The sequence below is a fragment of the Phyllobacterium myrsinacearum genome, assembly GCF_002980555.1.
In the GTDB taxonomy this organism is placed as follows: Bacteria; Pseudomonadota; Alphaproteobacteria; order Rhizobiales; family Rhizobiaceae; genus Phyllobacterium; species Phyllobacterium myrsinacearum.
Genome location: NZ_PVBT01000001.1, coordinates 860,186 through 885,302 on the forward strand (window position 1 = coordinate 860,186; position 25,117 = coordinate 885,302).

A 25,117-nucleotide genomic window follows, 5' to 3' on the forward strand; every position below is an offset into this window, starting at 1 on the left:
GATCATGAAATCAGCTGGTTTTCTCGCCGCCGTTGTCTGGCTCCTCGGCATGCCAGCCGTTTCGCATGCGGGTGCGATTGCCGATCCGGCGGCGCTCAAGCATCGTCTGGAAGCGCTGGTTCAAGGCAAGGATGGACGTGTCGGCATTTGCGCGCAGGACCAGAAAGGCACGGCGGTCTGTGTCCGGGGCGAGGAGCGCTTCTCCCTGCAGAGTGTGGTCAAGCTGATTGCGGGCGCTGCAGTGTTCGATGCCGCAGACCGGGGGCTTACGGATCTCAAGGAACCGATTGTTGTCAAACCGGAGAACCTGAGCCTGTCGGTCCAGCCTCTGGCCAAGATCGTTGAAAGGGAAGGTGTCTTTCGAACGAATGCCGATGACCTTGTGCGCCGCGCCATTGTCGACAGTGACAGCGCGGCGGTGGATATCCTGATCGAACGGCTCGGCGGTCCGGCCAAGGTCGATCAGTTTGCCGAGGGGAAAGGCATATTGGGCATTCGGGTTGATCGCGACGAACGGCATTTGCAGACCGAAACCGTCGGCCTGCGCTGGAAACCGGATTATGTCGATGCGAAAGTGCTGCAAAAAGCGATGAAGGCGGTTCCTGAGGCCGAGCGGGACGCGGCGTTTGAGGCTTATCAGAAAGATCCGCGCGACACCGCAACCCCGCGGGCAATGACCGAATTCCTCGCCGCCCTGATGAATGGAAAACTTCTGTCCACAGGGTCGACACAGAAGCTTCTGGCCATCATGGCCGAGACGGTGACATTTCCCGACCGGCTGCGCGCCGGGACTGGCGAGGGCTGGGCCGTTGCCCACAAGACTGGCACGAGCCGGACATGGAAAGGCGTCAATGTGGCCACGAACGATGTGGGGATTCTGACCGCGCCGGATGGCGGAAAAATCGCCGTTGCCGTGTTTGTCGCCGATTCCCGCGAAACGCCGACACAGCGTTCGGCCATTATCGCGGGTGCGGCGCAGGCGGTGACGGAAGCCTACCGCTGACGCATGGCGCAGCTTCCTGGTTTGGCCCGCCGTGTTCAGCGGCTGCTGATCACCATGCGGTTGCCTTCACTGTCCCTGAATTCGGCAATGGTGCGACCGGGATCGTAGGGTGCTGGCTGGGGCGCGGTGATGATTTCAATCCCCTTTGAGCGGAGCGCCGCTGCAATGCCGGCCACGTCGTCATCCACCAGAACCATGACCGGTTGGGCGGATGGTGTATCGTCCGGGCGCCTGACGAAATGCAGCGCCGTTTCCGCGCCGGCAAACCTGAGTTCGATCCACCGCCATCCATCCGGACTCATGGGAACATCGGCAGCAACCTCGCAGCCGAAATTCTCCATGTAGAACCGCTTGGCCCGGTCCTGATCGGACACGGGCAGCTCGGCAAATTGTATATGCATGTCAGTTCTCCTGAAGTGACCGGCGCCGGTCAGCCCTGTGCAAAGGCCTGGTGCAGAATCTTGGCGAAGTTTTCGGCATGCTGGCGGTAACCGCTGTGATCGCCGGGAAAATGCAGCGGTTCGGTGCCGAGTTTTTCGGCCAAAGCCACGCCCGTTCGATGGGCGATCTGCCCGGCAGTGTCTGCCCCGACGCCGATCACGATGCGGGGGCTGCCTGCACGCAGCGCATCGACATCCGGCTGATACTGCGAGAGCGGCATCAGCCCATGAGCAAGGAAGTAGTCGACATTGGCAATGATCCGCTCGAATGTCTCGAGGGCTTCCGGCGGGGGAGGCGATTGCGGAGCTTCTTCCGCACCATCTTCATCCAGTCCCGCCATGGCCATGAATTTCTGCATTGCGGCCTCCGCACCCTCCTTGTGATAGGTGTTGTAAATGGCTTGGTTGCCGGCCAGTTCTTCCGACGGGTCGGGAAGGAGCATGAGGCATGGCGGCTCATGCGCCACCAATGTATCCACCAGTGCGGGATGACGCGCTGCCAGGTTGAGCCCGATTTGTGCGCCTCCGCTGCTGCCCAGGACAAAGGCCGGGCCATTGCCCAGCGTTTCGATCAGCCGGGCGGCGTCGTTGCCGTGGGTGTCGAGATTCTGGTCGTCCGGCTGGCCATCAAGGGTGCTGCGTGAATTGCCGCGCGGATCATAGGCCACCACCGTGTACCGGTCAGCAAGATGGGCGGACAGTTCGGCAAAAATCCCGGCATCGGTGGGGCCGCCGGGGATCAGCAGCACAAGCGGCCCTGATCCCTTGGTCTCATAGTAAATGTTCGCGCCGGGCACTTTCACGGCACCGGTTTTACTGGGGAAGGTCATGGTGCAACTCCTGTTCGATGAAGCAGTAAGCGATCGGCAGGCGGATGGCCTTTGCCTGTGAAGGCGCTGTGGATCAGCCTGCGGATACCCTTGAATCAAACTAGACTGTCCAGTACTATATGTCAATGTCAGCCGCTCGCTCCGGTCGGGAATCATGGTAGGCTGAGGAATTGCAGGCAATCGGTTTTATGACGAGAATGACTTCATCTAATCCATCAATGGCCGCCGGGCTGAACCGTTCCGAGCGTAAGCACAAGGCAATCCTCGACGCGGCCACGCAGGTGTTTCTCAGAAATGGCTATCTGGGCACCAACATGGACGATATTGCCGCGCTGTCGGCTGTTTCAAAGCAAACGGTATACAAGCATTTCGAGAGCAAGGAGGCGCTGTTCATCGAAATCGTGACCAGCATGGTCAGTGTTGCCGGCGATACGGTGCATGAGAGAATCCCCCAATTCAGGGGAAGCGAAGACCTTGCCGCCTATCTTGTCAACTATGGCTATCAGCAGTTGAGTGTGGTGCTGACGCCGCAGCTGATGCAGTTGCGGCGCCTTGTGATCGGCGAGGTCAGCCGGTTCCCCGAACTGGCCGAGGTGCTCTATGAGCGTGGTCCCAAACGCGCGATGGCATCGCTTGCCGCGACATTCACCCATCTTGCCGGACAGGGTCTGCTTGTCGTCGACGACGCTTCCGTCGCCGCATCGCACTTCAACTGGCTCGTCATGGCCGAACCGGTCAACCGGGTGATGCTGTTGGGAGACATCGCTATTCCCAAGCCGGAAGAGCTGCATCGTCACGCCAGGGAAGGCGTGCGGGTGTTTCTCGCCGCTTACGGCAAGAATTGAGATCAGGCGCCCGCCTGTTCCAGTATCCAGTCGCGGAACAGGCGCAGTTTAGGCGAAAGCTGTCTGCCGTCGGGGTAAACGAGATGGTAGTCCCATCCGGTCGAGGCGCAGGTGTCGAACAGTTGCACAAGCCTGCCTGAATCGATTTCCGTCTTGAACAAGGCCGCCGAGACAAGTGCAACGCCGCCGCCTGAAAGTGCGAGATTGGCGATGATCTGCTGCGTATCGATGTCGAAACCGGGTTTGGTCATCACCAGCGGCCCTTCCACACCGGCCTGACGAAACCAGAGCGGCCACCAGTCATCATCAGGAGTGATGAGGTGGTATTTGAGCAGGTCGGCCGGCTTTTGCGGCCGGCCGTGTTTCTCAAGATATGCGGGGCTGGCAAGCGGCGTGAAGCCGCCGGGAAGCAGCAGATGCGACTTCAGGCCGGGCCAGCGTCCTTGCCCCATACGCACGCCGCAATCGATGCCTTCGGCGGCAAAATCCACCAGGCGCGACGTGATGTCGAACCGCACGGAAATATCGGGAAACCGGGTCTGGAAATCGACAATGCGCGAGGTCAGCCAGTTGCTGGCGAAGGTGTGCATGGTGGAGACGACCAGAACGGAATTTTGTTTGTCGCGGATGGCGCGGAACGTTTCGCTCAGTTCAGCCAGGGAACGGCGGATGACGGGCGCAACCAATTCGCCCTTGTCCGTCAGAGCGACCCCGCGGGCGCGCCGGTGAAACAGCGGGGCGCCCGCGAATTCCTCCAGCAGTTTGATCTGATAGCTCACCGCCGACTGGGTCATGTTCAGCTCTTCTGCAGCCTTGGTGAAGTTCTGCAGGCGGGCAACGGAGTCGAAGACGCGGATGGCGGGCAATGGCAGGGAGGACATGATCTATCCATTAAACGGCTTGATGGCTTGTACCGTATTTTACGTTGGTTCTCCTATAAATAAACAACTATTTATCCAGACATAGAAATGAGATTGATGACTTTAGGAGTCTGGAATGACCGAAGTTCGCTATTTGGGCCTGAACGCTTCGCGCGTGCTTCCGGGCCAGGGAAAACAGGAGACGGGTCCGGCCGGCCGCTTGACCGACCTCAATGAACATCTGCTTTGCGACATCAATCTGAGCCCGGCGATGCGCGCATGCCTGAAGCATGCGGACAGTGACCGCCGCTGGCTGGATTTCCGTCAGCCCGTTTAGCCGCCAGGATTACCTGCACATGATCGTGATCGGGGCCCACAAACGCTGATCCATCGCAATTTTGCCACAGGCGCTTTTCAGATTGGAACCAGTCTGAATGATCCGCGTTTCTAGGCCATGAAAGATGCCCAGTTCAAACCGGTGACCGTCGAGTCACTCCATTCCTTCAAGCTGCGGAACATTGGTTCGGTGGCGGAGGCGGCTGAATTTTTGTCCAGCGATTGGCCGGGCGAGCGGGGAAGAATTTACCTGCTCGCCCGGATGGCCTGCAATGAGGCGATGGAAGGCCATGCCTCACCCGCCATGGCCCGCTCGGTCTTCGTCCAGGCGACCATGGAGGCCGATATTTATGTGGAGAATACCACCTGGGTGCGCTAGTGGTCCGATTCTGACATTTGCGTGCTCCGCGTGATGTGAAATGGGATGCGAATGTCAAATTCGTTCCACTAGCCCCAGCCATTTACGGTCAGGATGAAAAGGCGGGTCAATCCCGCCTCTCCATATCGGTAATATCAATGCCATGGGTGTCAAACCACCATTGTGCCGGTTTGTCCGGATGTTTGGGTTTGAGCCGCACGTATCGTTCCTGCAACCGCTGCTGACGGATCAGTTCCTCCTGGAAGAACGGATGATCCAGCGCGCCGCCCATCACTGCCAGGCGGCGCAGCAATTTGCGCAGGACGTAGCCCTGTTCCTTGTTGCCCGGCCGGTAGCCGCTGGCAATGATCGTGCTGATGGCATCCTGCAGGATTGCCTGCGGCGCAGCGGGTGGTGTGCCGTTGATCAGCATATCCAGCCGCTCGAGCCCGAATCCGGCATCGATGCAACTGCCCAAGGGATTGACGATGTTGCCGATTTCGACCCCTTGCTTGTAGAACTCGGTGCAATAGCTGCGCATAGTGCCGTCACTCCACAGGCATTCGGGATCAGGAACAACCGGAAGGCGCCCGCGATAGAGCGGTGCCCAGTCAGCCATCCTGTCCGGGTGGATCGTGACGTGATCTGGCCACGCACCGATCCCGGCCAGAAAATCCAGCCAGAAATCAATGGCTTCTTCCAGCGTCATTTGCCGGAAGGAGAAAAGCCCGATCATATCGAAATGGAGAAAATGCGTTCCATCGCCGATCTCATCGAGATCTCCCAGCCGCAGGCAGGACTGGATATTGGCGAATGTGCCTTTGAAGGCTGCGTCGGGAAACAGTGGTTTGTACTGTTGCATTCCGGCGCTACAGAACAGCGTCGTGCTGTCGAAAGGGCGGACTGACAAGTTCAGGGAAAAATCAATTCCACGAACCCGGCAAAATTCCTGATAGGTACGGATTAGGCGTCCCGCGATGTCATAGGCAACCTCCTTTTGTTTGGATGCCTGGCAAAGATAGGTGGGATTGCGGCGGAGGGCAAGGCGCTGGCGCGTCCTATCGGCGTGCGCTTGGCCCGTGTTTCAGTCAAATCGTGGAAACAGCAGACACGCCACCCACGTGGCGATGACGCATAAGGCAGTGATTGCAAAAACAGACATGATGTCATCTCCAGGCCACGTGACTAACATGGAGATTTCGCACTTTCAATTCAACCAAAGTACAAAAGTTCAGGATGATTGTCTTGCTTTACCGGTTGTCATGCTGCGGTCAGCGATCGGACAGAGCCAATTTCAGGCCGAAGCCAATGAAAATTGCCCCGGCAAAGGCATCAATGGCACGCCGGGCCCGCTGATAGGCGCCGGCGACCGTGCGGTGGCTGAGCGCTGCGACGAGGCCCGCATACCAGATCGCCGATATGGTCACCATCACGACGACGGCTGCCGCGCCGTGGGTCCATGGCGTGCCCGGCGCCATGGTGGCGGCAAACAGGCTGGCGACAAACAGCGCCGATTTCGGATTGGCAAGGTTGGTGGCAAGCCCAAGGCGCCAGGCACCAAGGGGTGTCAGCCTGACCTTGCTCGCAGGGATGGTCATCTCGCCAGCCGGCCGGCGTATCTGCCACAGCAATCGCAGGCCCAGCCAGAGAAGATAGACGCCGCCCGCGATCTTCAGGCCCATATAGGCAATGGGGGCGGCCATGAACAGCGATCCGATGCCGAGCCAGCCGGCAAGGCCCCAGCACAGGGTGCCCGTCAGGGTGCCTGCGGCCGCCGAGAAGGCGATCTTGCGTGAACCGGTGAGGGTGCAGCGGATGATCAGGAAGAAGTTCGGCCCCGGAGTGAGTGCAGCAATGGTCCAGATGGCGGCAACGGTGAGCAGGAACATCATGTCTCCACGCGGATGTTTGGCTTGGCTGTTCATAGCACCAATTGGCCGCGGGCGGTAAGAGCATTGGCGGTCATGACAGGCGATGATGGCGATGGGGAGGGCGGAAAAGCAAAAGGCTCAGCAGCGTCAGCTGCTAAGCCTTTGAGGTGACTGGCTCCCCGGGCCGGATTCGAACCAGCGACCAACCGGTTAACAGCCGGTTGCTCTACCACTGAGCTACCGGGGAAGAGCTACTCAGTCATCAGCGAAGTGGCCTATAGCAAAAGGGTTTCGCTTTTGCAAAGGACCATTTCGTTTTTTTTCATATAATGTGCACAGAAATGATGACATGCCGCTTTTGCATTCCTACATCCGGGTCTGTTGAACACGGAAAGGATGAAGAACCGCGTGACCGAACGCCTCGAAAACACCAGCAATCATGGGCCCGATGGTGCCGATGAGCATTCCGCCGCACCAAAACGCAGGCATATGCGGATTTTTGGCCGTCATGTGCCTATTCCACAGTCGGTGGCAATGCGTCGCACGCTCGGCGGTGCACTTGTCGCCGGGGGAACACTGGGTTTTCTGCCGATTCTGGGCTTCTGGATGATTCCGCTGGGGCTCGTGGTGCTTTCACATGATTCTGCGCTGGTCCGGCGCAAGCGCCGTCAGCTGGAGGTGAAATTTGGCCGCCGCTGGAAAGGCAGCCGCGCTGCAGCCAGCAGCAAAGCCTGATTCGCCACAAACCCGTTGCGCCCTTGCGATGCTGCCGCTCAGAGGCGCCTGCGCGTCCCGGCTTCGGTGATGGCGGCAATCAGCGCGCGCAGGCCGCGCGTGATTGTCTTGTCCTGGCGAATGATCAGCGCGAGTTCCCGGTGCAGGTGAGGCATCAGCGGGCGTACGGTGAAGGGCCTGCGCTGCTCCGGTTCACGCACCGACATGGCGGGCAATATGGCCCATCCCAACCCCGCGCGCACGAGTTCCTTGATGGCCTCGACGCTGCCCAGCGACATTACCGGCCGCAGGCTTACACCGCTTTGTTCAAACCAGCGGTCGATGATCCGGCGGGTATTGCCTGAGGGTTCAAACAGAATCAGCGGATTTTTTGACAGTTCCTCTGCTGTCACCTCCGGCGGCATGACCACGCCGGCGGGGGCGACGGCAACGAATTCGTCGCGCAGTATCGACTTTATTTCCAGCATCCGGCCGGAGGCGGGCATTGTCACCAGGGCAATGTCGAGCACATTGTCTTCCACCGCCTTGACCATGTCCTGCGTGTTGCCGGTGCTGACGGTGATATCCAGCGACGGAAATCCTTGCTGCAGGCTGCGCAGGAGCGGCGGCAGCAGATAGATGCAGGCCGTGGCTCCGGTCCCCAGCCGCACCCGGCCGATTGTCTCGGTCGTGTATCTGGCCATGGCGTCCAGAGCGCCTGAAACCTCCCGGTTTATACGCCCGGCATGGGCCAGAAGCTCCATACCGGCGGCAGTGGGAGTGGCCTTGCGGCCGATGCGCTCGATCAGGCGGACGCCAAGCCGCTTTTCCAGCTGGCGCACCTGCAGGCTCACCGCTGGCTGGCTGATGTTCAGCCGGTCGGCGGCGGCGGAAAAGCTGCCGAGTTCGATGACTTCGACAAAGGTGGCCAGTTGATCAAGGCTGAGGGAAGACACAAAGCTTTCCTTATAGTTCGTATAGTCACTCAAAGCTTCTTTTATATCTCCCGCAATGCAAAATGCCACCGGATTCCCCGCCGGACCGGGGCGAGACGATACGCAGGAGACAGGACGTGAGCGGTCGAGCAGGTGGTATCCGCACAATGTTGCATCGGGTGGATTGCTTTCTGACCGCCGCGCCGCAATCGCGATGGCATCAGCTTGAGGCATTGCGGGCGCTCGAGCCGCACCTGTTGCGGGATATTGGTCTGACGCCGGCGGACATCCGGCGCGGCAAACCGGAGAAACATTCATTGGATAATCAATTGTTTGCAGAAAAACTCTCTCATCTTGATTCCGCCGCCGTGCGGGTGCGCGATGCGCAAGACCGCGATATGGAGCCGGTACGGGCCATCTATGCCTATCACGTGCTCAATGGCATTGCTTCCTTTGAACTCGAGGTGCCAGCGGCGGGCGAGATGGCAGCGCGCCGGGCGGCTGTGCTTGCTGCAGGGCTGCCATATCTGGTGGCCGAGGTGAACGGAGAGATCGCGGGGTACTGTTATGCAACGCCCTACCGGCCGCGCCCTGCCTACCGCTTCACGGTGGAGGATTCGGTTTATATCGCCAACGGCATGGCTGGCTGCGGGATAGGATCTCTGCTGCTCGGCGAGCTGATCCGGCGGTGCGAGGCCGGTAACTGGCGGCAGATGGTGGCGGTCATCGGCGATAGCGGTAATACGGGGTCGCTGCGGCTGCATGAGCGGCTTGGTTTTGCGCCGGTCGGTACGCTGCGCTCCGCCGGCTTCAAGTTCGGCCAATGGGTCGACACGGTGCTCATGCAAAGGCCGCTGGGGCAGGGCGACGCGACTTTCCCGGCTTAGAAGGGGCGTTGTCGATGCGGGTGCCGATGAACCGGATTATTGACGTCGGGATATACAGTTTGAAGAATAATTTGGAGGCCTCGCCCGGAATCGAACCGGGGTGCAAGGATTTGCAGTCCTCTGCGTAACCACTCCGCCACGAGGCCTCGTCACTGGAGACAATACACAAGACACAAGCCTGTGAATCTCCGGTGCCGTTGTCTATGAGACGAAGTCAGCGGCGTCAAGTCATTCCAGACAAAATCCTTCCGCTACCGCCATATGGCCGCGATCAGCCAAAACGGCAATGCTGTCGCCGCATGCCCGGCCACGCCAGATCAATCGCTATTGGTATGGGTGCGGTTCAGTCTTTCGAGAGTGGTCTTGAATGGTACGGAAAAGGATAGGTGTTCTATAGTGGTGTCTGGCCGATAGAACGCACCGACCTGTACGCCACCCTTGAGCCAGTAATCCCAATCGATTTCGTCGTCGTCCTGTTCCGTGTGATACGGAACTCCGAATTCGCGCAGTGCATCGGAACGGTTGCGAAGGGGACCGCGGGTGAAGGGAACAGGGCCATTATAGGCCTTTCGATCCTTCTTGGCTTTGTCATAGGCAAAGACACCCGACAGAACCGCCTTTCCTTCATCCTCTGGTGTTCCATAGGTCTCTTTGTAATCGGTGTGAAATTGGAAGGCGAGTTCGATGCCGAGGGGCTTGAGTTCAAGATGCCCGACACCGTGCCCACGCTGCACGCGGCCCAGCATCTGGGCAACATCAAACCCGGCAGATAAGAGAAGACTGGAGAGCCCAGCGCTTTGCTCGGTATGTCCAAGAAACGGCAAAATTTCACTCACGTTCATCGCGTCAAGGGTTCCTGCCATCTGTTCCCCCGACTGGATCACAGATTATGGTCAAGTTCAATTATGCATGCGCTCAGAACACAGCGTTTCGACTGCTTTACAGGCAAGGGTTCACACACTACCAATCGGTCATAATCCCGCCTCGTCTAATGGCAGGACACCGCCCTTTGAAGGCGTGAATCGTGGCTCGAGCCCATGAGCGCGAACCATCATATGGGTGGATTTCAAGCCGGTAATTCGAATCCAGCGGAGAGGAAGCCAATTGGAAATAACGATTGACGATGCGAAAGCGCTTGCCCGGCGGGCCTGTATTTCCGTAGGGGCAAGCAGTGCAAACGCAAATGCACTTGCAGATGCAACCGTTGCCGCTGAGTGCAACGGACGCAGCGCCGTGGGGTTTCGGCATCTTCTGGATTATCTGGCCGCATATTCGGAGGGGCGCATCAACGGCAATGCCGAACCGGAGGTTGCATTTCCAGCACCTGCACTTATTCGTGTTGATGCCGCGGGGGGAATAGCGCATCTCGGATTTGATCTTGTGATCGATGAATTGGTCACGCGGTCGCGTACATTTGGGCTCGCGGCGCTCGCCCTGCACAACAGCTATACAACAGGTGAGCTGGGATATTACGTCAGGCGTCTTGCGGATGCCGGATTGGTCGCATTCGCGGCAACGAACAGTCCTGCCCTGATGACATCGGGAAAGAGCCGTGAGGCGGTGTTTGGCACCAATCCCCTTGCTTTTGCCGCGCCAAGCGAGAATTCGCGTCCACTGGTGATTGATCAAGCTTCCAGCGCCACAGCTTTCGTCACCATAAGGCAACTTGCCGAACAGGGAGAACAGATACCCGAGGGATGGGCCATAGACGCCGAAGGCCGTTCCACGACGGATGCCGGTGAAGCAATGCGGGGCGCACTCCTTGCCTTTGGCGGCACGCGAGGTGCGAATATTGCACTGATGGTTGAAACGCTTGCCGCAGGATTGACTGGTTCGAATTGGTCTCTTGATGCACCATCCTTTTCGCAAGGCGCTGTTTCGCCAGGGGTAGGGTTGTTTGTTTTTGCCATACAACCCAATTTGCTTGCTCCAGATTTCCCGGCACGTCTTGCGGCCCAGTTGGACCGGCTGCACAGCAAAGGCATTCATATTCCGGGTCGCGCGCCTGTCCTGCCATCGATTGATCTGCCGGCTGATCTGCTCAACGCTTTGGAGGCCTTTAGCCTTCGTTCGCTCGCCCGGGATTGAATGCCTGCGGAAACGGTCCGCTGTTGTCGGGTAATACTAAGGGATTGACCTAAGTTTTGAACCAGCCTATAACCCGCTTCGGTCCAGATCGACGTGGATGCTTTCAAGGGAGGGGCCCGTGATACCACAGACCGGCGGCAGCATGCCGCCACGCCACCCCATGCCAGATCCGGCTGTCGTGGATCATATTTTCCGCGCGCTGTCCGACGCGACGCGGCGCGATGTGCTTGAACGGCTCACCGTCCGCCCCGCTTCGGTATCCGAACTCGCAGCACCCTACGGCATGGCACTGCCGTCCTTCGTCGAGCACCTGAAAGTGCTGGAGGGAAGCGGTCTTGTCCGGTCGCACAAAACCGGACGTGTGCGGACATACGAACTTGCGGCGGAACGGCTCAAGCTTGCGGAAGATTGGCTCGGGCGCCAACGCGTGCTGTGGAAACGCCGCCTCGATCAACTGGACAACTATCTCATGAAACTCAAGGAGGAGGAAAGCAAATGAAGCTACCCGACATCACGATCAATCCCAAACTCGATCTCGTGCTTGAACGTGATCTCGACGTTCCCGTGGAGCTTGTATGGCGCGCCTGGACAACACCGGAGCACCTGCGCCAGTGGTTCGCACCAAAACCATGGTCAATCACCGCTTGCGACATCGACCTGCGGCCCGGTGGAACCGTCAACTTCACGATGCGTTCGCCCGATGGCCAGGAGTATCCGAACACCCATTGCTATCTCGAAGTGAAGCCGCACGAGCGCCTGGTCATCACCGACGCGCTGATCGGCGGTTACCGGCCGTCAGCCAATCCGTTTTTCACAGCCACGCTCGACCTTGCGCGCAACGGAAACGGCACGCTCTATCGTGCGATTGCCATTCATGGTGACGAATCCAACCGCAAGAAGCACGAAGAGATGGGTTTTCACGAGGGCTGGGGCACCGTGGTCAGCCAGATGGTCGATTATATCAAGACCGGACGCATGCATTCCTGAGGAACGCTTGACCTATCGGCGTTCAACGTATCCGGCACGCTGCCGGTTGCATTGAACGCCGGAAGCGTGGCGTTCACAGGGCCGCGAGCAGTGCGAGGCCCGGCTTTCATGAGATGTCGGGCCTCCTCGTTTCAATGTCGTGCAGTTGCTTTAAGACGGGTTCATTGCGGCAAAAGTCTCCTCGTAGCGGCCCTCCCGCTCCGCCGAACGCCGGGCACGGTCGCGCTCGACCAGGACTTCGCCTCTCGGATGGTTTTCCGCCTCCAGCAATTGCATGACCTCGGCTACATAGGCGGCAACCGGCATGGCGCGGGGATCGGATGCCTGCCGGTCGCCGGTCAATTCCGTCTGGACATAAGGCGGTGCCAGCTCAAGCACGCCGACCGGAATATTGCGGAGTTGATGACGCAGCGACTGCAGCCATGAGTGCAGGAAGGCCTTGCTGGCGCAATAGGTGGGGAAATCGGCGCGGGGAATGAAGGCGAGGTTTGAACTGGTCGCGAGGATCGTCGCACCGGTCCGGGTTTTCAGCAGCGGCAGGAACGCCGCCGTCACGCGCAGCACGCCCAGGATGTTCGTCTCGATTATCGAGTGAGCGGCGGAAATGTCCCAGTCATCCGTCGTCATGTCCTCCGGCCGCGAGATGCCGGCATTCGCGATGAGCATGTTAAGCGCTGGAAAGCGTGTGCGAACCTCGCTGACAAGATGAGCCAACGAGTCCGGATCACCGAGATCAAGCGGGAGTCCCACCAGACCCGGCCGGGCGGCTGCAATCTCTTCAAGCAGGGATACGCGCCGCCCCGTGATGATGACGCGGTTGCCGCGGTCGTGGAACGCTTCAGCCAGTGCACGCCCGATGCCGCTGGTGCCGCCGGTGATGAGGATCGTGTTGCCAGTCATTTGCATAGTATGTTGCTCCTTGGTTTCAATCCGGACATGAGGCCGACGGCTTGACCGTGTTCGGGCCTCTGTCTCGAGGTGTTGGCGCCAATGGAGAAAGGGTTTTGCCGAACGGCTCCCTGTTGCTCAGGCCGCACGACATTGCGCCGCAGCGTACCCGATGCCGGGAACACAGCTGGAGCCGTCGAACGGCCGGGAATGGGAGGTTGGAAAACGATATCATACCATAAGCGCCTCTTGGATCGAGAACTCCCTGCTGGGATCCTCTCGACAAAGGACGCGTTGGATGACGGTAACGCCTACGACAGCTGGCTGCACGCGCAACTGTAATTGGCCAACTAGACCCGCGTGCCGTGCTTGTCAACACGCTGCTGGAAGCCTGACATGTTGATGCCCGCTCCCCCGGATAGCACAATGCGGAATCTGGTCCGTATGCCGGCAAAGCAAAACCCGCACGGCCGTTGCGGTGGACCATGCGGGTTTGAAACGATAGGCGGGGTTATTGAGGGAAGGCGCCGGGAATCAGGTCAGCGGGCAGGCTGGGCGCAGCAATGGGCTGGGAATCGCTTGCGGATTTGTTCTTGGCCAAAGCCTCGCGCAGCACCTGCCATTCGCGCTCATGGCGCTGGTAGACTTCCTGTGGAACGGTCTTGATCGTCATTCTATCATGCTCCGAATTGAATTGCCGGACGTCAAACGATCCAAATAGGCAAGAGTTCCGCAGTTCAAATCAACAATTGCGACGGTCTATTACAAAATCCGCGGAGGCGGCGGAGATTTTAATTTCAATTTTCAACAAGTGATATGACCGCACTTGTGTTCGACTGGAAATTGGCCAGTAAAATCGATTTAAAGTATTGTTGTTACACCGCTTATTTCAATTTTCATCATCAGGTGAGAGCGCATTGCGGATCTTTGCCTCGTCTGAATCTTTGAACGCCGAGAATATCTCATTGCCGATCAAGCTGTGGATTTCGCGAAGATAGGCGCGCGCCTTTCCGGCCTGGCCGAGGGCGAGATAGGAGCGGGCAATGGAAAGCGACGCCAGCGGCTGTCCATGGCCGAGACACCATGAACGGGCGCTTTCGGACGCGGTGATGCTTTCGCCATAGCGATCGGCGTCGAAGAGTGCGGCGCCATAGCCGCTTTTGATCCAGAATCCGATATCCGTGCCCTGCAGGTATTCGTCGGCGATGCGGGAAGCCTTTTCCCAGTGTCTGACCGCGTGCAGATGGTCGCCGGCGGCACCGAGCCGGATGCCTTCATTGGCCTGATCGAAAGCCTCCCGTTCTCTCGGGTGCATGGAATCGGTCATTGCTGGGGCATCCTCATGAAAGCCGCGCGGCCGGTGAGCCTCTTAGCTGGAGCGGCGCTCGGAATAGCGGCGATAAACACCCCGGCCGGCGTTCTTGGCGATATAGAGCGCGGCGTCGCCGCACCAGAGCAGGCTCTCCGGCGTTTGTCCGTCACGCGGGGCGAGGGCAGCACCGATTGTCGCGGTTATCCGGATGGGTGTATCGCCGCCCAAATCATAGGGCTGCGAGATCGAGCCGATGATCCGGTCGGCAACGCGGGCGGTTTCTTCCGACGTGACCTGAACCAGTACAATTGCAAACTCGTCGCCGCCAAGACGATACACAACATCATTCTTGCGCAGACAGGACTGGAGCCGGTCCGCAACCAGTCTCAGAAGGTTATCGCCTTCAATGCGGCCGTGTTGTTCATTGATGACCTTGAAGTTGTCAATATCGATACAAAGAATCGCAAATTCAATGCGGTCAACAAAGTCACTTTCGCTGTAAGATGCGCAAAGACTATCAAGATGTTCTTCAAGTGCATCCCTGTCGGCCAGCCCGGTGAGTTCGTCGTGACTGACGGGGAAATCGCCTAGTCCTTTGAAATCAATCATTTACGCATAATTCCTATCGCCGCTTACCGATTCCTTGTGCCTGCTTGTGACAATGGCAGGTGCTTGCTGTCAGTTCAATAACAGAATTGGGTGCATGCGTGAGCGGAAAACAATGGCAAGGTAAATAAAACTGACTTTACTTTCGCTACTTTAGCACGAATTTGCGAGCAATTCGACATCTCTTTGTTGCGAGGCGATAACCGGATATCGGCTTTCAGGGTCTTGCCGGGCTTATCCTGAATTGCGCGTCTCCGGTTGCGGGAGATTCGGAAAGAATCGCCTGATGGCACGCCGATGCCGGCGTCATAGCCACCGAAAAATGCGGCAAGAGTTGCACAAAGATTACGCCGCGTCAGAAAGATGCGATATTCGCGTGCAAATGGCCCGTGTGTCGCCTCGCCACGGCAGACATTGATTGACGATGGCTTAATTTTTTGCCACATCCTGTCCTAAATTATTGCTTCTGCTGAAATCATCCGGCAGGGGCCCGTTACGCGCTTGCAAGCGCTCTGTGTTGCAAGTGCCTTGCCAGGAAAGCTTGTGGACCATGACGCTGAACTTTGAAGATCTTCGCATCAAGATGGTCGACAATCAGTTGCGTACGACTGATGTGACCGACAAACCGTTGCTTCAGGCGTTCCTCGATGTTCCCCGCGAAAAATTCGTACCAAGCGCCCGTCAGCCGCTCGCCTATATCGATGACGATGTTCTCGTGCTGGGTGCCAGCGCCGAATCGGGTGCGCGTTACCTGATGCAGCCTTCCCCTTTCGCCAAATTGGTGCAGCTGGCCAATGTTCAGCCTGAAGATGTGGTTCTCGATGTCGGTTGCGCAACCGGATACTCGGCAGGGGTGCTTTCACGCATTGCCGGGTCGGTGATTGCGATTGAAAGCGATCAGGCGCTGGCGGAGCAGGCGACTGCCACATTGGCGCAGCTCGGATATGATAATGTGGTGGTGGTTAGCACGCCGCTGCAAAAAGGATATGCTGCGGAAGCGCCTTATGATGTGATTCTGTTTGAGGGTGGCATTGATCATGTTCCTGGTCCATTGTTTGACCAGTTGAAGGATGGGGGACGCCTCGTTGCCGTTGAGGGCGCGGGCAATTCCGGGCAGGCCATGATCTATGTCAAGAATGACGGGGTCGTATCCGGCCGTCCTGCTTTCAACTCTGCCGTGAAGCCGCTTCCCGGTTTTGAGAGGGTGCCTGAGTTCGAGTTTTGAGTGTCGCACATGAGACAAAAGTGCAACGGTTGACCACTTTGTTCGCATATCGAAAAATGTGCCTGTGGCCATCTTGCAAATTGAAAGCTAATGAACGACATGTGGTCGAACCAATCGGTTCGGTCTGGGGTTTCCAAGTTTAGAGAATGAAGGGGTTTATGGTGTTCATACCGGGTAAGCGAGTACTCACCGCGGCGCTGCTGACGGCGACGGTCTTGACCTCTACGCCTTCAATGGCAGAAACGATCTTTGGCGCAATGGCCAAGGCGTATGACAACAATTCGACCCTCAATGCGGATCGCGCCGGTGTGCGGGTCACGGATGAGGGCGTTGCGATTGCCAAGTCAACCTACCGGCCAACCGTTTCGGCGACAGCGGGTTTGACGGCGACGTCACGCCGCATTGATGGGGGCAGCACAAGCAATTCGAATGTCGGCACGTTCGGTATCTCGATTAATCAGATGCTGTTCGACGGCTTCCAGACCAAGAACAATGTTGCTTCGGCCAAGACCCAGGTTCTGGCCGCCCGCGAAAATCTGCGGAACAACACGCAGAACCTGCTGTTCAGCGCTGCACAGGCCTATATGGATGTGTACATGTTCCGGCAGATTGTGGTCCTGCGCCAGAAGAACCTGGAATTCCTTGATGAGACGCTGCGCGCAGCCCGCGCGCGTTTCGATGTCGGTGAAGGCACCCGTACAGACGTTGCCCAGGCTGAAGCACAGAAGGCATCGGCAATTGCCACGCTGAATGTGGCCCGTTCCGACGTGAAAACCGCCGAAGCCACCTATATCCAGATTGTCGGCGCAGCGCCGACGGGGCTGAAGCCTGCAAGCATTGCGGCAAAACACCTGCCGAAGTCGATGGACTCCGCCTTTGCCATTGCGGCAAAGGATCATCCGGGAATTCTCGCAACGCAATACGCCCTTGATGCTGCGGGTTATTCGGTGAAGTCGAATGAAGGCGCCCTGCTGCCGCAGATCGGCCTCAGCGGTGGTGTGACCCGTACGGATGTGTTTTCGGGCAATGACAGTTCGCAAAACGATGGAACGGCGGCATCGGCCGGCATCACGCTGACCATTCCGATCTATAGCGGCGGCCGGACACCGGCCCTTGTCCGTCAGGCCAAGGAAACCGCGGCACAGCGCCGGATTGAGGTGGATGTGACCCGCGACAGCGTGCGCCAGGCGATTGCCAAGGCATGGTCGCAGCTGGAAGCCGCCAAGGCATCCATCGTTGCGCAGAAAGCCGTGATCTCGGCTGCGCAGCTCGCCTTGAATGGCGTTATCGAAGAACGCAAGGTCGGTCAGCGCACCACGCTCGACGTCTTGAACCAGCAGGCCCAGGTTCTGTCGGGGCAGATTGCCCTGGCTCAGGCCGAACATGACAGCGTCGTCACAAGCTACGCCGTTCTGCTTGCGGTCGGCCGGCTGCTGCCGGAACAGATCGGTCTGCAGGTCGCCCAGTACAAGCCGGAAGAGCACTACGACGCCGTCAAGGACAAGTGGTTCGGATTGCGCACGCCGGACGGCCGCTAGGCCACGGCCTGTTTTTCGCAACTGTTTTTATGCCGCTGGTGTCATCACGCCGGCGGCATTTTCATTGGCAGGGCAGACCTGCCGGTTTGAGGCCTTTCCAGAAAAGTCTGTGGGTTAGGCCGTATTCCCCGCCGCAGGGATTCTCAAAGACCATGTAAGCCTCTACACTGAATGCAGATTCGTTGCTCGGCAGCGAAACAAGATGTAGTAGGCGAGAGTATCATGGCACAATCCTCCAGCGTGGCGCGTGAACCTTCTATGGAAGAGATTCTCGCCTCGATCCGTCGTATCATCGAAGAGAGTGATACAACGCGCACGGAGGATAGTGTGCCGGCGCCGGTCAATTCCGATGTTCCAGCGCCCGCCGCCGCAATCCAGACGCCGCCGCGCGCCTATGATGCGCATGATGAGGAGGCGGACCTGCCGCCGCGCGAGGGCATTGCCGTCTCGCAGCCGCAGCCCCAATCCTACGAAATGCCATTGGGCCGGCCATTCTCGCCGCTGCAGTCCAAGCTTGTCGAGCGCGAAGCGGTTGCAACGCCGCCGGAGGTTTTGAAGGCCCCGGTTGTTGCCGAGCCGGAGATTCATGACCCGGCGGATTATGCCGTTCCGGAGCCCGAGGCTTTTGCCGCGCCGGAACCTCAGGTTGAAATTCAAACCCCTGTTGTCCCTGTGCCGCCGCATGTACCGGCGGTTGAGCAGGACATTCTGGCCGAAGCACCGGAACCGGCGCATGTGCCAGAACCGGTTGCACCGACGGCTGAATCGACAGAGGCCGCCATCGGCGACGAGGTTTCGCTCGATCTTGAGCGTGCGCTGGAACCGATCCTGTCGGAAGCAACGGAACGGCAGGTCAGCGCCGCTTTCGATGATCTTTCCTTTGCCGTTCAGCACGAGCAGCGCCGGTCCTTCGACGATATTGCGCAGGAAATCATGCGGCCCCTGCTGCAGGACTGGCTCGACAACAATCTTCCCAATCTGGTTGAGCGGCTGGTGCGCGAGGAAATCGAGCGCGTGGCGCGCGGCGCCAAGCGCTGATTTCATTCCAGTGGCTATCTGCCCTGAATCACTTTGAACGCACCCGGCGTAAGGCTGCCATTGCTCACGGAATTGATGTCAGCACGGGTGAGCTTGCCACTGACAATGCCTTGAACCAGTCGTTTGCACAGGATCGTTGGCATGCTCGAAACGCTCAGTCCTGATATGACGGCTATGTTCTGGCGACTTTTCATCGGCATGTTGCCGAACATATTGGAGCAGTATCCTATTTCGGCTTTTTGCCTCTCGGGTTTTGCCAGGAGGCCCTGTACTTCCTTATACCGGCCTTCAGATACCCCGCAGCCAGCCAGAATTGTCACAGCAGCGCATGCTGTGACGAGCTTGTAGAATTTCATGCTTTCCCCCTTACCAGTCGGCGATGTGCGACAGTTCATTCGGTAGCGTCCCGATCTTCTAAGTCAAGATTGCATCGTCGACATTCGGCAAGTCATCATTGACTTATGTCCAGCCATTCGGTTTACACCGTAGCTAACCTTTTTCCGCAAAAATGACGGACTATTCGCATGCTTGAGAAGACCTATGATGCCGCGGCCATAGAGCCGAAGATCGCAGAACGCTGGGACGACGCTGGCGCATTCAAGGCGGGGGCCGGTTCAAAGCCCGGCGCGGATCCTTTTGCCATCGTCATTCCGCCGCCGAATGTGACCGGTTCGCTGCATATGGGTCATGCGCTGAACAACACGATTCAGGACATTCTCGTGCGTTTCGAACGCATGCGCGGCAAGAATGTGCTGTGGCAGCCGGGCATGGACCATGCGGGTATCGCGACGCAGATGGTTGTCGAGCGCCAGCTGATGGAGCGCCAGCAGCCGGGCCGCCGCGCCATGGGCCGCGAGAAGTTCGTGGAGCGCGTGTGGGAATGGAAATCCGAGTCCGGCGGCATCATTGCCGGACAATTGAAGCGTCTGGGTGCGTCCTGCGACTGGTCGCGCGAACGCTTCACCATGGATGAGGGGCTGTCGAAGGCGGTTCTGGAAGTTTTCGTGACGCTCTACAAGCAGGGGCTGATCTACAAGGACAAGCGGCTAGTCAACTGGGACCCGAAGCTGCTGACGGCGATTTCAGACATTGAGGTCGAGCAGCGCGAAATCAAGGGGCACCTCTGGCATTTCCGGTATCCGCTCGAAAACGTGGCTTTCGATCCGGAAAACCCGCACACCTACATCGTGGTCGCGACCACCCGGCCGGAAACCATGCTGGGCGATACGGGCGTTGCCGTTAATCCCGCCGACGAGCGCTATCATGCCGTCCTCGACAACAATGTCGTGCTGCCGCTGGTCGGCCGCCTGATACCCATCGTTGCCGATGACTATGCTGATCCGGAAGCCGGGTCCGGTGCGGTCAAGATCACACCTGCGCATGACTTCAACGACGCGGAAGTCGGCAAGCGCAACGATCTTCGGCAGATCAATATTCTCAATACCGACGCTTCGATCTTCTTGAAGGATAACAACGACTTCCTCGAAGGACTGGAGAAAACGAGTCATCTCGATCAGCTGATTCATGCGCTCGATGGCAAAGACCGCTTTGCCGCGCGCAAGCTGATTGTCGCGATGATGGAAGAGGGCGGCTATCTCGAAAAAATCGAGGATCACACGCATATGGTCCCGCATGGCGACCGCGGCGACGTGCCGATCGAGCCCTATCTGACGGACCAGTGGTATGTGAACGCGGCGGAGCTGGCCAAGCCAGCCATTGCCAGCGTGCGTGAGGGCCGCACCAATTTCGTGCCGAAGAACTGGGAAAAGACCTATTTCGAGTGGATGGAGAACATCCAGCCCTGGACGATCTCGCGCCAGCTCTGGTGGGGACACCAGATTCCGGCGTGGTATGGTCCGGATGGTCAGGTCTTTGTTGAAAAGACCGAGGAAGAAGCGCTCAGCGCCGCGGTTCAGCACTATCTCGCGCATGAGGGGCCGATGAAGGCCCATGTGCAGAACCTGCTCGAAGACTTCAAGCCCGGCGATATTCTCACGCGCGACGAAGATGTGCTCGACACCTGGTTCTCGTCGGCGCTTTGGCCATTCTCGACGCTGGGCTGGCCGGACAAGACGCCGGAGCTTGCCACCTACTATCAGACCGACGTGCTGGTCACCGGTTTTGACATCATCTTCTTCTGGGTCGCCCGCATGATGATGATGGGCCTGCATTTCATGAATGAAGAACCGTTCCACACGGTCTATGTCCATGCCCTGGTGCGCGACAAGAACGGCGCCAAGATGTCGAAGTCGAAAGGCAACGTCATCGATCCCCTGGAGCTGATCGACGAATATGGCGCAGATGCGTTGCGTTTCACGCTTGCCATCATGGCGGCGCAGGGCCGCGACGTGAAGCTCGATCCGAGCCGCATCGCCGGATACCGCAATTTTGGAACAAAACTCTGGAACTCGACACGTTTCGCCGAGATGAACGGCGTTGCGCGCAATCCGGCGTTCCGGCCGCAAGACGCAAAGCTCACTGTCAACCGCTGGATATTGACGGAGCTGACCAATGCGGTGCGCGATGTCACAGACGGCATCACCAGCTATCGCTTCAATGAAGCCGCCGGTGCGGCATACCGCTTTGTCTGGAACCAGTTCTGCGACTGGTACATCGAATTGCTGAAGCCGGTCTTCAATGGCGAGGACGCGGAAGCCAAGGAGGAAGCACAGGCCTGCGCCGCCTATGTCCTCGATGAAATCTACAAGCTGCTGCATCCGTTCATGCCGTTCATGACGGAAGAGCTCTGGGCGCATACGGCCGGTGAGGGGCAGGTACGCGATACCCTGCTCTGCCATGCCGGCTGGCCGGAGCCGGATTTCCTCGACGGGGAAGCTGCCGCTGATATCAACTGGCTGATCGATCTGGTGACCGGCATCCGTTCCGTACGGGCGGAAATGAACGTTCCGGCCTCTGCCACAGCACCGCTGGTGGTCGTCGGCGCAGGCGATGTGACCAGCGAGCGCCTGGCCCGCCATGAAGCTTCGATCAAATGGCGCGCACGTGTCGAAACGATCGAACGCGCCGATGAAGCCCCCAAGGGATCGGCCCAGTTTGTCATTGGCGAAGCAACCGCCTGCCTGCCGCTTGGCAGCCTGATCGACGTGAAGGCGGAAGTCGCCCGGCTTGGCAAGGAAGCCGGGAAAATCAACGACGAAATCGACAAGATCGGCAAGAAACTCGGCAATGAAAAATTTGTCGCCAACGCAAAGCCGGAAATTGTCGAGGCTGAACGCGAACGGCTGGTGGAACTGCAGGCAGCCATCGAAAAGATCGAAACGGCCATTCGCCGCGTCAGCGAAGCCGGCTGATCGAGCTAATCATTTTGGGCTAATTGATTCTCAATTTGATTGAATTATTCTGTGCTCCCCTTGAATGACGGGGGAGCACACCCCATTTTCGACAGTCATTCGCCCCATTTCGGTCATTTTTGGCCGCCGTTGCATTTGAGCAACATTCCTGTTTTTTCACTGAAAATCAGCTGTTTCAGGCCTTAGACGATGGTCTGATGCGCAAAAAATCGGGCAAATGCGGGCTAAAAATCGCGAAATTTCCATGTTTTGAAAATTTACGCCTCGACCCCAGCCAAAAGCCTGTTCGCAAACAAGTTGCACGATTCGCCCGCTTTGTTACCTATTACGTATTGGTAACAATTTTGCTGAACTTTGATCGCGGGTTCAGAGGTTTTCAGGTCTCGGGGAGGACTTAATGACTAAGACTATTTCCACAATCGTCGGCAGCGCGCTTCTTTTGGCAAGTGTTGCTACTGCTGCACAAGCGGGGGGGCTTGAGCGCGGTGGCTACAACTGGGATCTCCTCTTTAGTGAAGAGCGTTTTGTGACCGAAGGTGGCGTGATCTACGTCATGCCTGACCGCAAGATCAAGAATGCCAAGGATATTGATCCGCGGGACGGAAATAACAACAATAAGAGTTCGACAGCGAACGAAACCCCGGATTATTCCGTTTACAAGTTTGGCGCGAAGGTCGGCATCACACCGGATCTGGACTGCCTGGGCTCGTACAGCCAGCCTTGGGGCGTTCACACCAAGCCAGGCAACAATTGGGCTGGCGTAAACCAGAACATCGAAACCAAGGTCAGCAGTGACGATTGGGGTCTAACGTGTTCCTACAAGTTTAATGTCGGTGAAAAGGGCGACATTCGACTTATTGGTGGCGTATCCTATCAGGAGGTTTCCGGCTTCAAAACGCGTCAGGTTACTCCAGGTTTCCCCGGTCGGTTTGATGGTACAGGTCGGCTTGATCTCGAAGGGCATGGTGTTGGTTGGCGCATTGGCGCGGCGTACGAAATTCCAGAAATCGCACTGCGTGCCAGCTTGATGTATAATTCCGAGGTCGATCTTGGAACGGTTACTGGCACCCTCGATCTCACTCAGGCGCCACTGGCACCAGCAATTGGTGGACGTATCACCAATGTGTATGGCACTGCAACGATGCCACAGTCTGTTGAGTTTAAGCTTCAGAGCGGCTTTGCACCAAATTGGCTGGCATACGGTTCAGTGAAATGGGTAGATTGGAGCGTTTTGAATGTTGTTGGTTTCTGCGCTGTAGCAAATCCAAACTGCACGCCGGCGGGATATCTTACTTCGCTGGATCTGATGTTTAAGGATGGCTGGACGGTAACTGGTGGTGTCGGCCATAAGTTCAACGATCAGTGGAGCGGTCAGCTTCAGGTCAGCTGGGACAAGGGCACGACAACCGGCCTGACCACCCAGACAGATACGTACCTCCTTTCGGGCGGTATTGCTTATTCGCCAAACAAGAATGTTGAGCTTCGTCTTGGCGGCGCAATTGGAATGCTGACTTCTGGTTCGTACGGCGGTGCCCGCCCTTGCCCAAGTAGGTCGGGCAGCTGTGGCGGTGATGCCACCTATGACTTCGGCAATGATCTCGTCACCGCCGTATCGCTTTCCGGCAAGATGAAGTTCTGATCCGGTCAGGATCAAACAGAAAAGCCCGGTATTCGTACCGGGCTTTTTCAGTATTTGGACGTTGGTTTGTTGTGCACTGCAATGCCGGCGCTCCGAAAGTAAGAGTTTCTCCATTACGTTTTGTGACGATTCAGCAACACTTCTGAGCGATGATCTGCAAGGCGGAGGCAAGGGGCCATTTTGCCCATTTTGCGCCACAAACCCGGAGCACCTCGATAGGGCGGCGACCGATAAGTGGTTGAAGAAATGTCGTGCAATGGTGCCGATGTTCCGCCCGGGGCAATGATGGACGCAAAACCGATCTTACTGGCTTACATCAACAGCCTTTATGCGATGTCGGAACTGACGCGCTCCCCCGGTGATTCCACTTTTCCAGGCACATCCCATTCCCTGATCTCTGGCCGTACTATTGCCGGAAAGCGGTCAAACGATCGCTGGAATGATGCGTCATATTCATTCTCAACAACATCCACAGCGCAAAAGTTGTGCGCTCAAAATGGGGCGGCAGGCGGCGTTTTCGCCGGTGCCGCCGTCAATCGGGTCCTGACAGGGGGTGCCGGGCGCAGCGAAGCTGCGACGCATCCGGTCCGGGCAAAGGAAGTGTATTGCCATGCTCATTGTTGATCGCTTCGCAGCTCCGTTTTTCGGGATCGGGCTTGCTTTGAGTGTCATGACGCTGCCGTGCCACGCGTTCGACACCAGCAATGAGATGAATGAGGATTCCAGTCCTTTTGCCCTCTTCAAATTCGGATTTTCCGCCTACAAGAAGGGCGACAAGGATGAAGCCGTCAAGGCATTGAGATTTGCCGCGGAGAAAGGCCATCAGGGCGCCAACTGGAAGCTCGGCCGCATGTATGCGGATGGCGACGGCGTCAAGGAAGACGACTACGAAGCCTACAAGATGTTCGAGCAGGTCGTGCATGAGGGCGCCGAACAGGGCACGCAGAACGAGAGCTATGTGGCCGATGCGCTTGTCGCTCTCGCCGGTTATGTCAAACGCGGCATCCCGAACTCGCCGATCAAGTCCAATCCGAGCGCAGCGCGCGATCTCTATCTGCAGGCCGCCTCCAATTTCGGTGACTCCGACGCTCAGTTTGAACTCGGCAAGATGCTGATGAAGGGTGAGGGCGGCCAGCCCAATCCCAACCAGGCGGCCCGTTGGTTCCGCCTGTCGGCCCAGAAGGGCCATGCCGGCGCGCAGGCCATGCTGGGCAACCTGCTGTTCCAGGCCGGAAAGACCGTGCGCGGCCTGGCCATGATGACCGCCGCATTCGAGCGGGCGTCAAAACAGGATCGCGTGTGGATCGGCGATATTCAGGAACAGGCGTTTTCCATTGCCAATGAAGCCGACCGCCGGACGGCCATTGTGCTTGCCGAAGACATCATCAAAACCGGCGACTTCTGAT

General features: G+C 58.0%; 29 protein-coding genes and 3 tRNA genes. 17 read left to right on the forward strand and 15 right to left on the reverse strand.

Features of this window, described 5'->3' with window-relative positions:
- Positions 1–4 precede the first annotated feature (4 nt).
- Positions 5–1,003 (forward strand): class A beta-lactamase, encoded by a 999-nt coding sequence (bla, locus tag C5750_RS04095; RefSeq protein ID WP_105732557.1) that lies wholly within the window; start codon positions 5–7, stop codon positions 1,001–1,003.
- 35 nt (positions 1,004–1,038) lie between these two features.
- On the opposite strand, the gene C5750_RS04100 is transcribed toward bla, so the two are convergent.
- Positions 1,039–1,404, reverse strand: coding sequence for a VOC family protein (locus tag C5750_RS04100; protein WP_105732558.1), 366 nt, complete (start codon positions 1,402–1,404; stop codon positions 1,039–1,041).
- A gap of 29 nt (positions 1,405–1,433) precedes the next feature.
- A complete protein-coding gene (locus C5750_RS04105) occupies positions 1,434–2,273 on the reverse strand; it encodes an alpha/beta fold hydrolase (RefSeq protein ID WP_105732559.1) in 840 nt (279 codons plus the stop codon).
- Between the two features lie 188 nt (positions 2,274–2,461).
- Between C5750_RS04105 and C5750_RS04110 the strand changes: the two genes are divergently transcribed.
- Entirely contained in the window at positions 2,462–3,118 is a 657-nt protein-coding gene (locus tag C5750_RS04110) for a TetR/AcrR family transcriptional regulator (RefSeq protein WP_425350407.1), read from the forward strand.
- A 2-nt stretch (positions 3,119–3,120) separates the two neighbouring features.
- Here C5750_RS04110 and C5750_RS04115 read toward each other — a convergent pair whose 3' ends face one another.
- A complete protein-coding gene (locus C5750_RS04115) occupies positions 3,121–3,999 on the reverse strand; it encodes a LysR substrate-binding domain-containing protein (protein WP_105732561.1) in 879 nt (292 codons plus the stop codon).
- A gap of 115 nt (positions 4,000–4,114) precedes the next feature.
- Here C5750_RS04115 and C5750_RS04120 point away from each other — a divergent pair, with 115 nt between their 5' ends.
- Entirely contained in the window at positions 4,115–4,315 is a 201-nt protein-coding gene (locus C5750_RS04120; RefSeq protein WP_105732562.1) for a hypothetical protein, read from the forward strand.
- A 117-nt stretch (positions 4,316–4,432) separates the two neighbouring features.
- Positions 4,433–4,693, forward strand: a complete 261-nt coding sequence (locus C5750_RS04125) for a DUF982 domain-containing protein (RefSeq protein ID WP_105732563.1) — start codon at positions 4,433–4,435, stop codon at positions 4,691–4,693.
- Positions 4,694–4,799: 106 nt separating this feature from the next.
- Here C5750_RS04125 and C5750_RS04130 read toward each other — a convergent pair whose 3' ends face one another.
- The 3 genes from C5750_RS04130 to C5750_RS04140 all read right to left on the reverse strand — a co-directional run bounded on the left by C5750_RS04130 (position 4,800) and on the right by C5750_RS04140 (position 6,790).
- Positions 4,800–5,534 (reverse strand): alanine--tRNA ligase-related protein, encoded by a 735-nt coding sequence (locus C5750_RS04130; RefSeq protein ID WP_245420972.1) that lies wholly within the window; start codon positions 5,532–5,534, stop codon positions 4,800–4,802.
- A 409-nt stretch (positions 5,535–5,943) separates the two neighbouring features.
- On the reverse strand, positions 5,944–6,564 hold the full coding sequence (locus C5750_RS04135; RefSeq protein WP_245420973.1) for a LysE family transporter: 621 nt from the start codon (positions 6,562–6,564) through the stop codon (positions 5,944–5,946).
- Positions 6,565–6,715: 151 nt separating this feature from the next.
- A tRNA-Asn gene (locus C5750_RS04140) sits at positions 6,716–6,790 on the reverse strand.
- A 242-nt stretch (positions 6,791–7,032) separates the two neighbouring features.
- On the opposite strand from C5750_RS04140, the gene C5750_RS04145 reads away from it, so the two are divergent.
- On the forward strand, positions 7,033–7,278 hold the full coding sequence (locus C5750_RS04145) for a hypothetical protein (RefSeq protein WP_105733107.1): 246 nt from the start codon (positions 7,033–7,035) through the stop codon (positions 7,276–7,278).
- 38 nt (positions 7,279–7,316) lie between these two features.
- Here C5750_RS04145 and C5750_RS04150 read toward each other — a convergent pair whose 3' ends face one another.
- On the reverse strand, positions 7,317–8,213 hold the full coding sequence (locus C5750_RS04150) for a LysR family transcriptional regulator (protein ID WP_105733108.1): 897 nt from the start codon (positions 8,211–8,213) through the stop codon (positions 7,317–7,319).
- A gap of 116 nt (positions 8,214–8,329) precedes the next feature.
- On the opposite strand from C5750_RS04150, the gene C5750_RS04155 reads away from it, so the two are divergent.
- A complete protein-coding gene (locus C5750_RS04155; RefSeq protein WP_342588451.1) occupies positions 8,330–9,079 on the forward strand; it encodes a GNAT family N-acetyltransferase in 750 nt (249 codons plus the stop codon).
- 72 nt (positions 9,080–9,151) lie between these two features.
- On the opposite strand, the gene C5750_RS04160 is transcribed toward C5750_RS04155, so the two are convergent.
- Both C5750_RS04160 and C5750_RS26300 read right to left on the reverse strand, forming a co-directional pair.
- Positions 9,152–9,225, reverse strand: a tRNA-Cys gene (locus C5750_RS04160).
- Between the two features lie 171 nt (positions 9,226–9,396).
- Positions 9,397–9,942, reverse strand: a complete 546-nt coding sequence (locus C5750_RS26300) for a hypothetical protein (RefSeq protein ID WP_130502062.1) — start codon at positions 9,940–9,942, stop codon at positions 9,397–9,399.
- A gap of 116 nt (positions 9,943–10,058) precedes the next feature.
- Here C5750_RS26300 and C5750_RS04170 point away from each other — a divergent pair.
- The 4 genes from C5750_RS04170 (at position 10,059) to C5750_RS04185 (ending at position 12,154) form a co-directional block, all read left to right on the forward strand.
- Positions 10,059–10,130, forward strand: a tRNA-Gln gene (locus C5750_RS04170).
- An 8-nt stretch (positions 10,131–10,138) separates the two neighbouring features.
- Positions 10,139–11,167 (forward strand): Ldh family oxidoreductase, encoded by a 1,029-nt coding sequence (locus C5750_RS04175; RefSeq protein WP_245420974.1) that lies wholly within the window; start codon positions 10,139–10,141, stop codon positions 11,165–11,167.
- Between the two features lie 160 nt (positions 11,168–11,327).
- Entirely contained in the window at positions 11,328–11,666 is a 339-nt protein-coding gene (locus C5750_RS04180; protein WP_105732568.1) for an ArsR/SmtB family transcription factor, read from the forward strand.
- Positions 11,663–12,154, forward strand: coding sequence for an SRPBCC family protein (locus C5750_RS04185; RefSeq protein ID WP_105732569.1), 492 nt, complete (start codon positions 11,663–11,665; stop codon positions 12,152–12,154). The genes C5750_RS04180 and C5750_RS04185 overlap by 4 nt, the downstream gene beginning before the upstream one ends.
- Positions 12,155–12,304: 150 nt before the next feature.
- On the opposite strand, the gene C5750_RS04190 is transcribed toward C5750_RS04185, so the two are convergent.
- The 5 genes from C5750_RS04190 to C5750_RS26305 all read right to left on the reverse strand — a co-directional run bounded on the left by C5750_RS04190 (position 12,305) and on the right by C5750_RS26305 (position 15,406).
- A complete protein-coding gene (locus C5750_RS04190) occupies positions 12,305–13,060 on the reverse strand; it encodes an SDR family oxidoreductase (RefSeq protein ID WP_105732570.1) in 756 nt (251 codons plus the stop codon).
- 493 nt (positions 13,061–13,553) lie between these two features.
- The gene (locus C5750_RS26495; protein WP_158531243.1) at positions 13,554–13,715 is read right to left on the reverse strand and encodes a hypothetical protein; all 162 of its coding nucleotides are present in this window, start codon (positions 13,713–13,715) and stop codon (positions 13,554–13,556) included.
- Positions 13,716–13,931: 216 nt separating this feature from the next.
- Positions 13,932–14,369 carry a hypothetical protein gene (locus C5750_RS04195; RefSeq protein ID WP_105732571.1) on the reverse strand — a complete coding sequence of 146 codons (438 nt, stop codon included), beginning with the start codon at positions 14,367–14,369 and terminating at the stop codon, positions 13,932–13,934.
- A gap of 42 nt (positions 14,370–14,411) precedes the next feature.
- Entirely contained in the window at positions 14,412–14,963 is a 552-nt protein-coding gene (locus C5750_RS04200; protein ID WP_105732572.1) for a GGDEF domain-containing protein, read from the reverse strand.
- Between the two features lie 74 nt (positions 14,964–15,037).
- Positions 15,038–15,406 carry a hypothetical protein gene (locus C5750_RS26305; protein WP_146118180.1) on the reverse strand — a complete coding sequence of 123 codons (369 nt, stop codon included), beginning with the start codon at positions 15,404–15,406 and terminating at the stop codon, positions 15,038–15,040.
- A 104-nt stretch (positions 15,407–15,510) separates the two neighbouring features.
- Here C5750_RS26305 and C5750_RS04205 point away from each other — a divergent pair, with 104 nt between their 5' ends.
- The 3 genes from C5750_RS04205 to C5750_RS04215 all read left to right on the forward strand — a co-directional run bounded on the left by C5750_RS04205 (position 15,511) and on the right by C5750_RS04215 (position 18,761).
- The gene (locus C5750_RS04205; protein ID WP_105732573.1) at positions 15,511–16,185 is read left to right on the forward strand and encodes a protein-L-isoaspartate O-methyltransferase family protein; all 675 of its coding nucleotides are present in this window, start codon (positions 15,511–15,513) and stop codon (positions 16,183–16,185) included.
- 158 nt (positions 16,186–16,343) lie between these two features.
- Positions 16,344–17,723 (forward strand): TolC family outer membrane protein, encoded by a 1,380-nt coding sequence (locus tag C5750_RS04210; protein WP_245420975.1) that lies wholly within the window; start codon positions 16,344–16,346, stop codon positions 17,721–17,723.
- A 222-nt stretch (positions 17,724–17,945) separates the two neighbouring features.
- The gene (locus tag C5750_RS04215; RefSeq protein WP_158531244.1) at positions 17,946–18,761 is read left to right on the forward strand and encodes a PopZ family protein; all 816 of its coding nucleotides are present in this window, start codon (positions 17,946–17,948) and stop codon (positions 18,759–18,761) included.
- 14 nt (positions 18,762–18,775) lie between these two features.
- On the opposite strand, the gene C5750_RS04220 is transcribed toward C5750_RS04215, so the two are convergent.
- Complete coding sequence (locus C5750_RS04220) at positions 18,776–19,117, reverse strand: hypothetical protein (RefSeq protein ID WP_105732576.1); 342 nt, start codon at positions 19,115–19,117, stop codon at positions 18,776–18,778.
- A gap of 168 nt (positions 19,118–19,285) precedes the next feature.
- Here C5750_RS04220 and C5750_RS04225 point away from each other — a divergent pair, with 168 nt between their 5' ends.
- From C5750_RS04225 to C5750_RS04240, 4 genes are all read left to right on the forward strand, one after another.
- Positions 19,286–22,072, forward strand: coding sequence for a valine--tRNA ligase (locus C5750_RS04225; protein WP_105732577.1), 2,787 nt, complete (start codon positions 19,286–19,288; stop codon positions 22,070–22,072).
- Between the two features lie 397 nt (positions 22,073–22,469).
- A complete protein-coding gene (locus C5750_RS04235) occupies positions 22,470–23,711 on the forward strand; it encodes an OmpP1/FadL family transporter (RefSeq protein WP_105732579.1) in 1,242 nt (413 codons plus the stop codon).
- Between the two features lie 234 nt (positions 23,712–23,945).
- Positions 23,946–24,335 (forward strand): hypothetical protein, encoded by a 390-nt coding sequence (locus C5750_RS26310; RefSeq protein WP_130502061.1) that lies wholly within the window; start codon positions 23,946–23,948, stop codon positions 24,333–24,335.
- Positions 24,322–25,116, forward strand: coding sequence for a tetratricopeptide repeat protein (locus C5750_RS04240; protein ID WP_105732580.1), 795 nt, complete (start codon positions 24,322–24,324; stop codon positions 25,114–25,116). The genes C5750_RS26310 and C5750_RS04240 overlap by 14 nt, the downstream gene beginning before the upstream one ends.
- The last annotated feature ends 1 nt before the right edge of the window (position 25,117 follow it).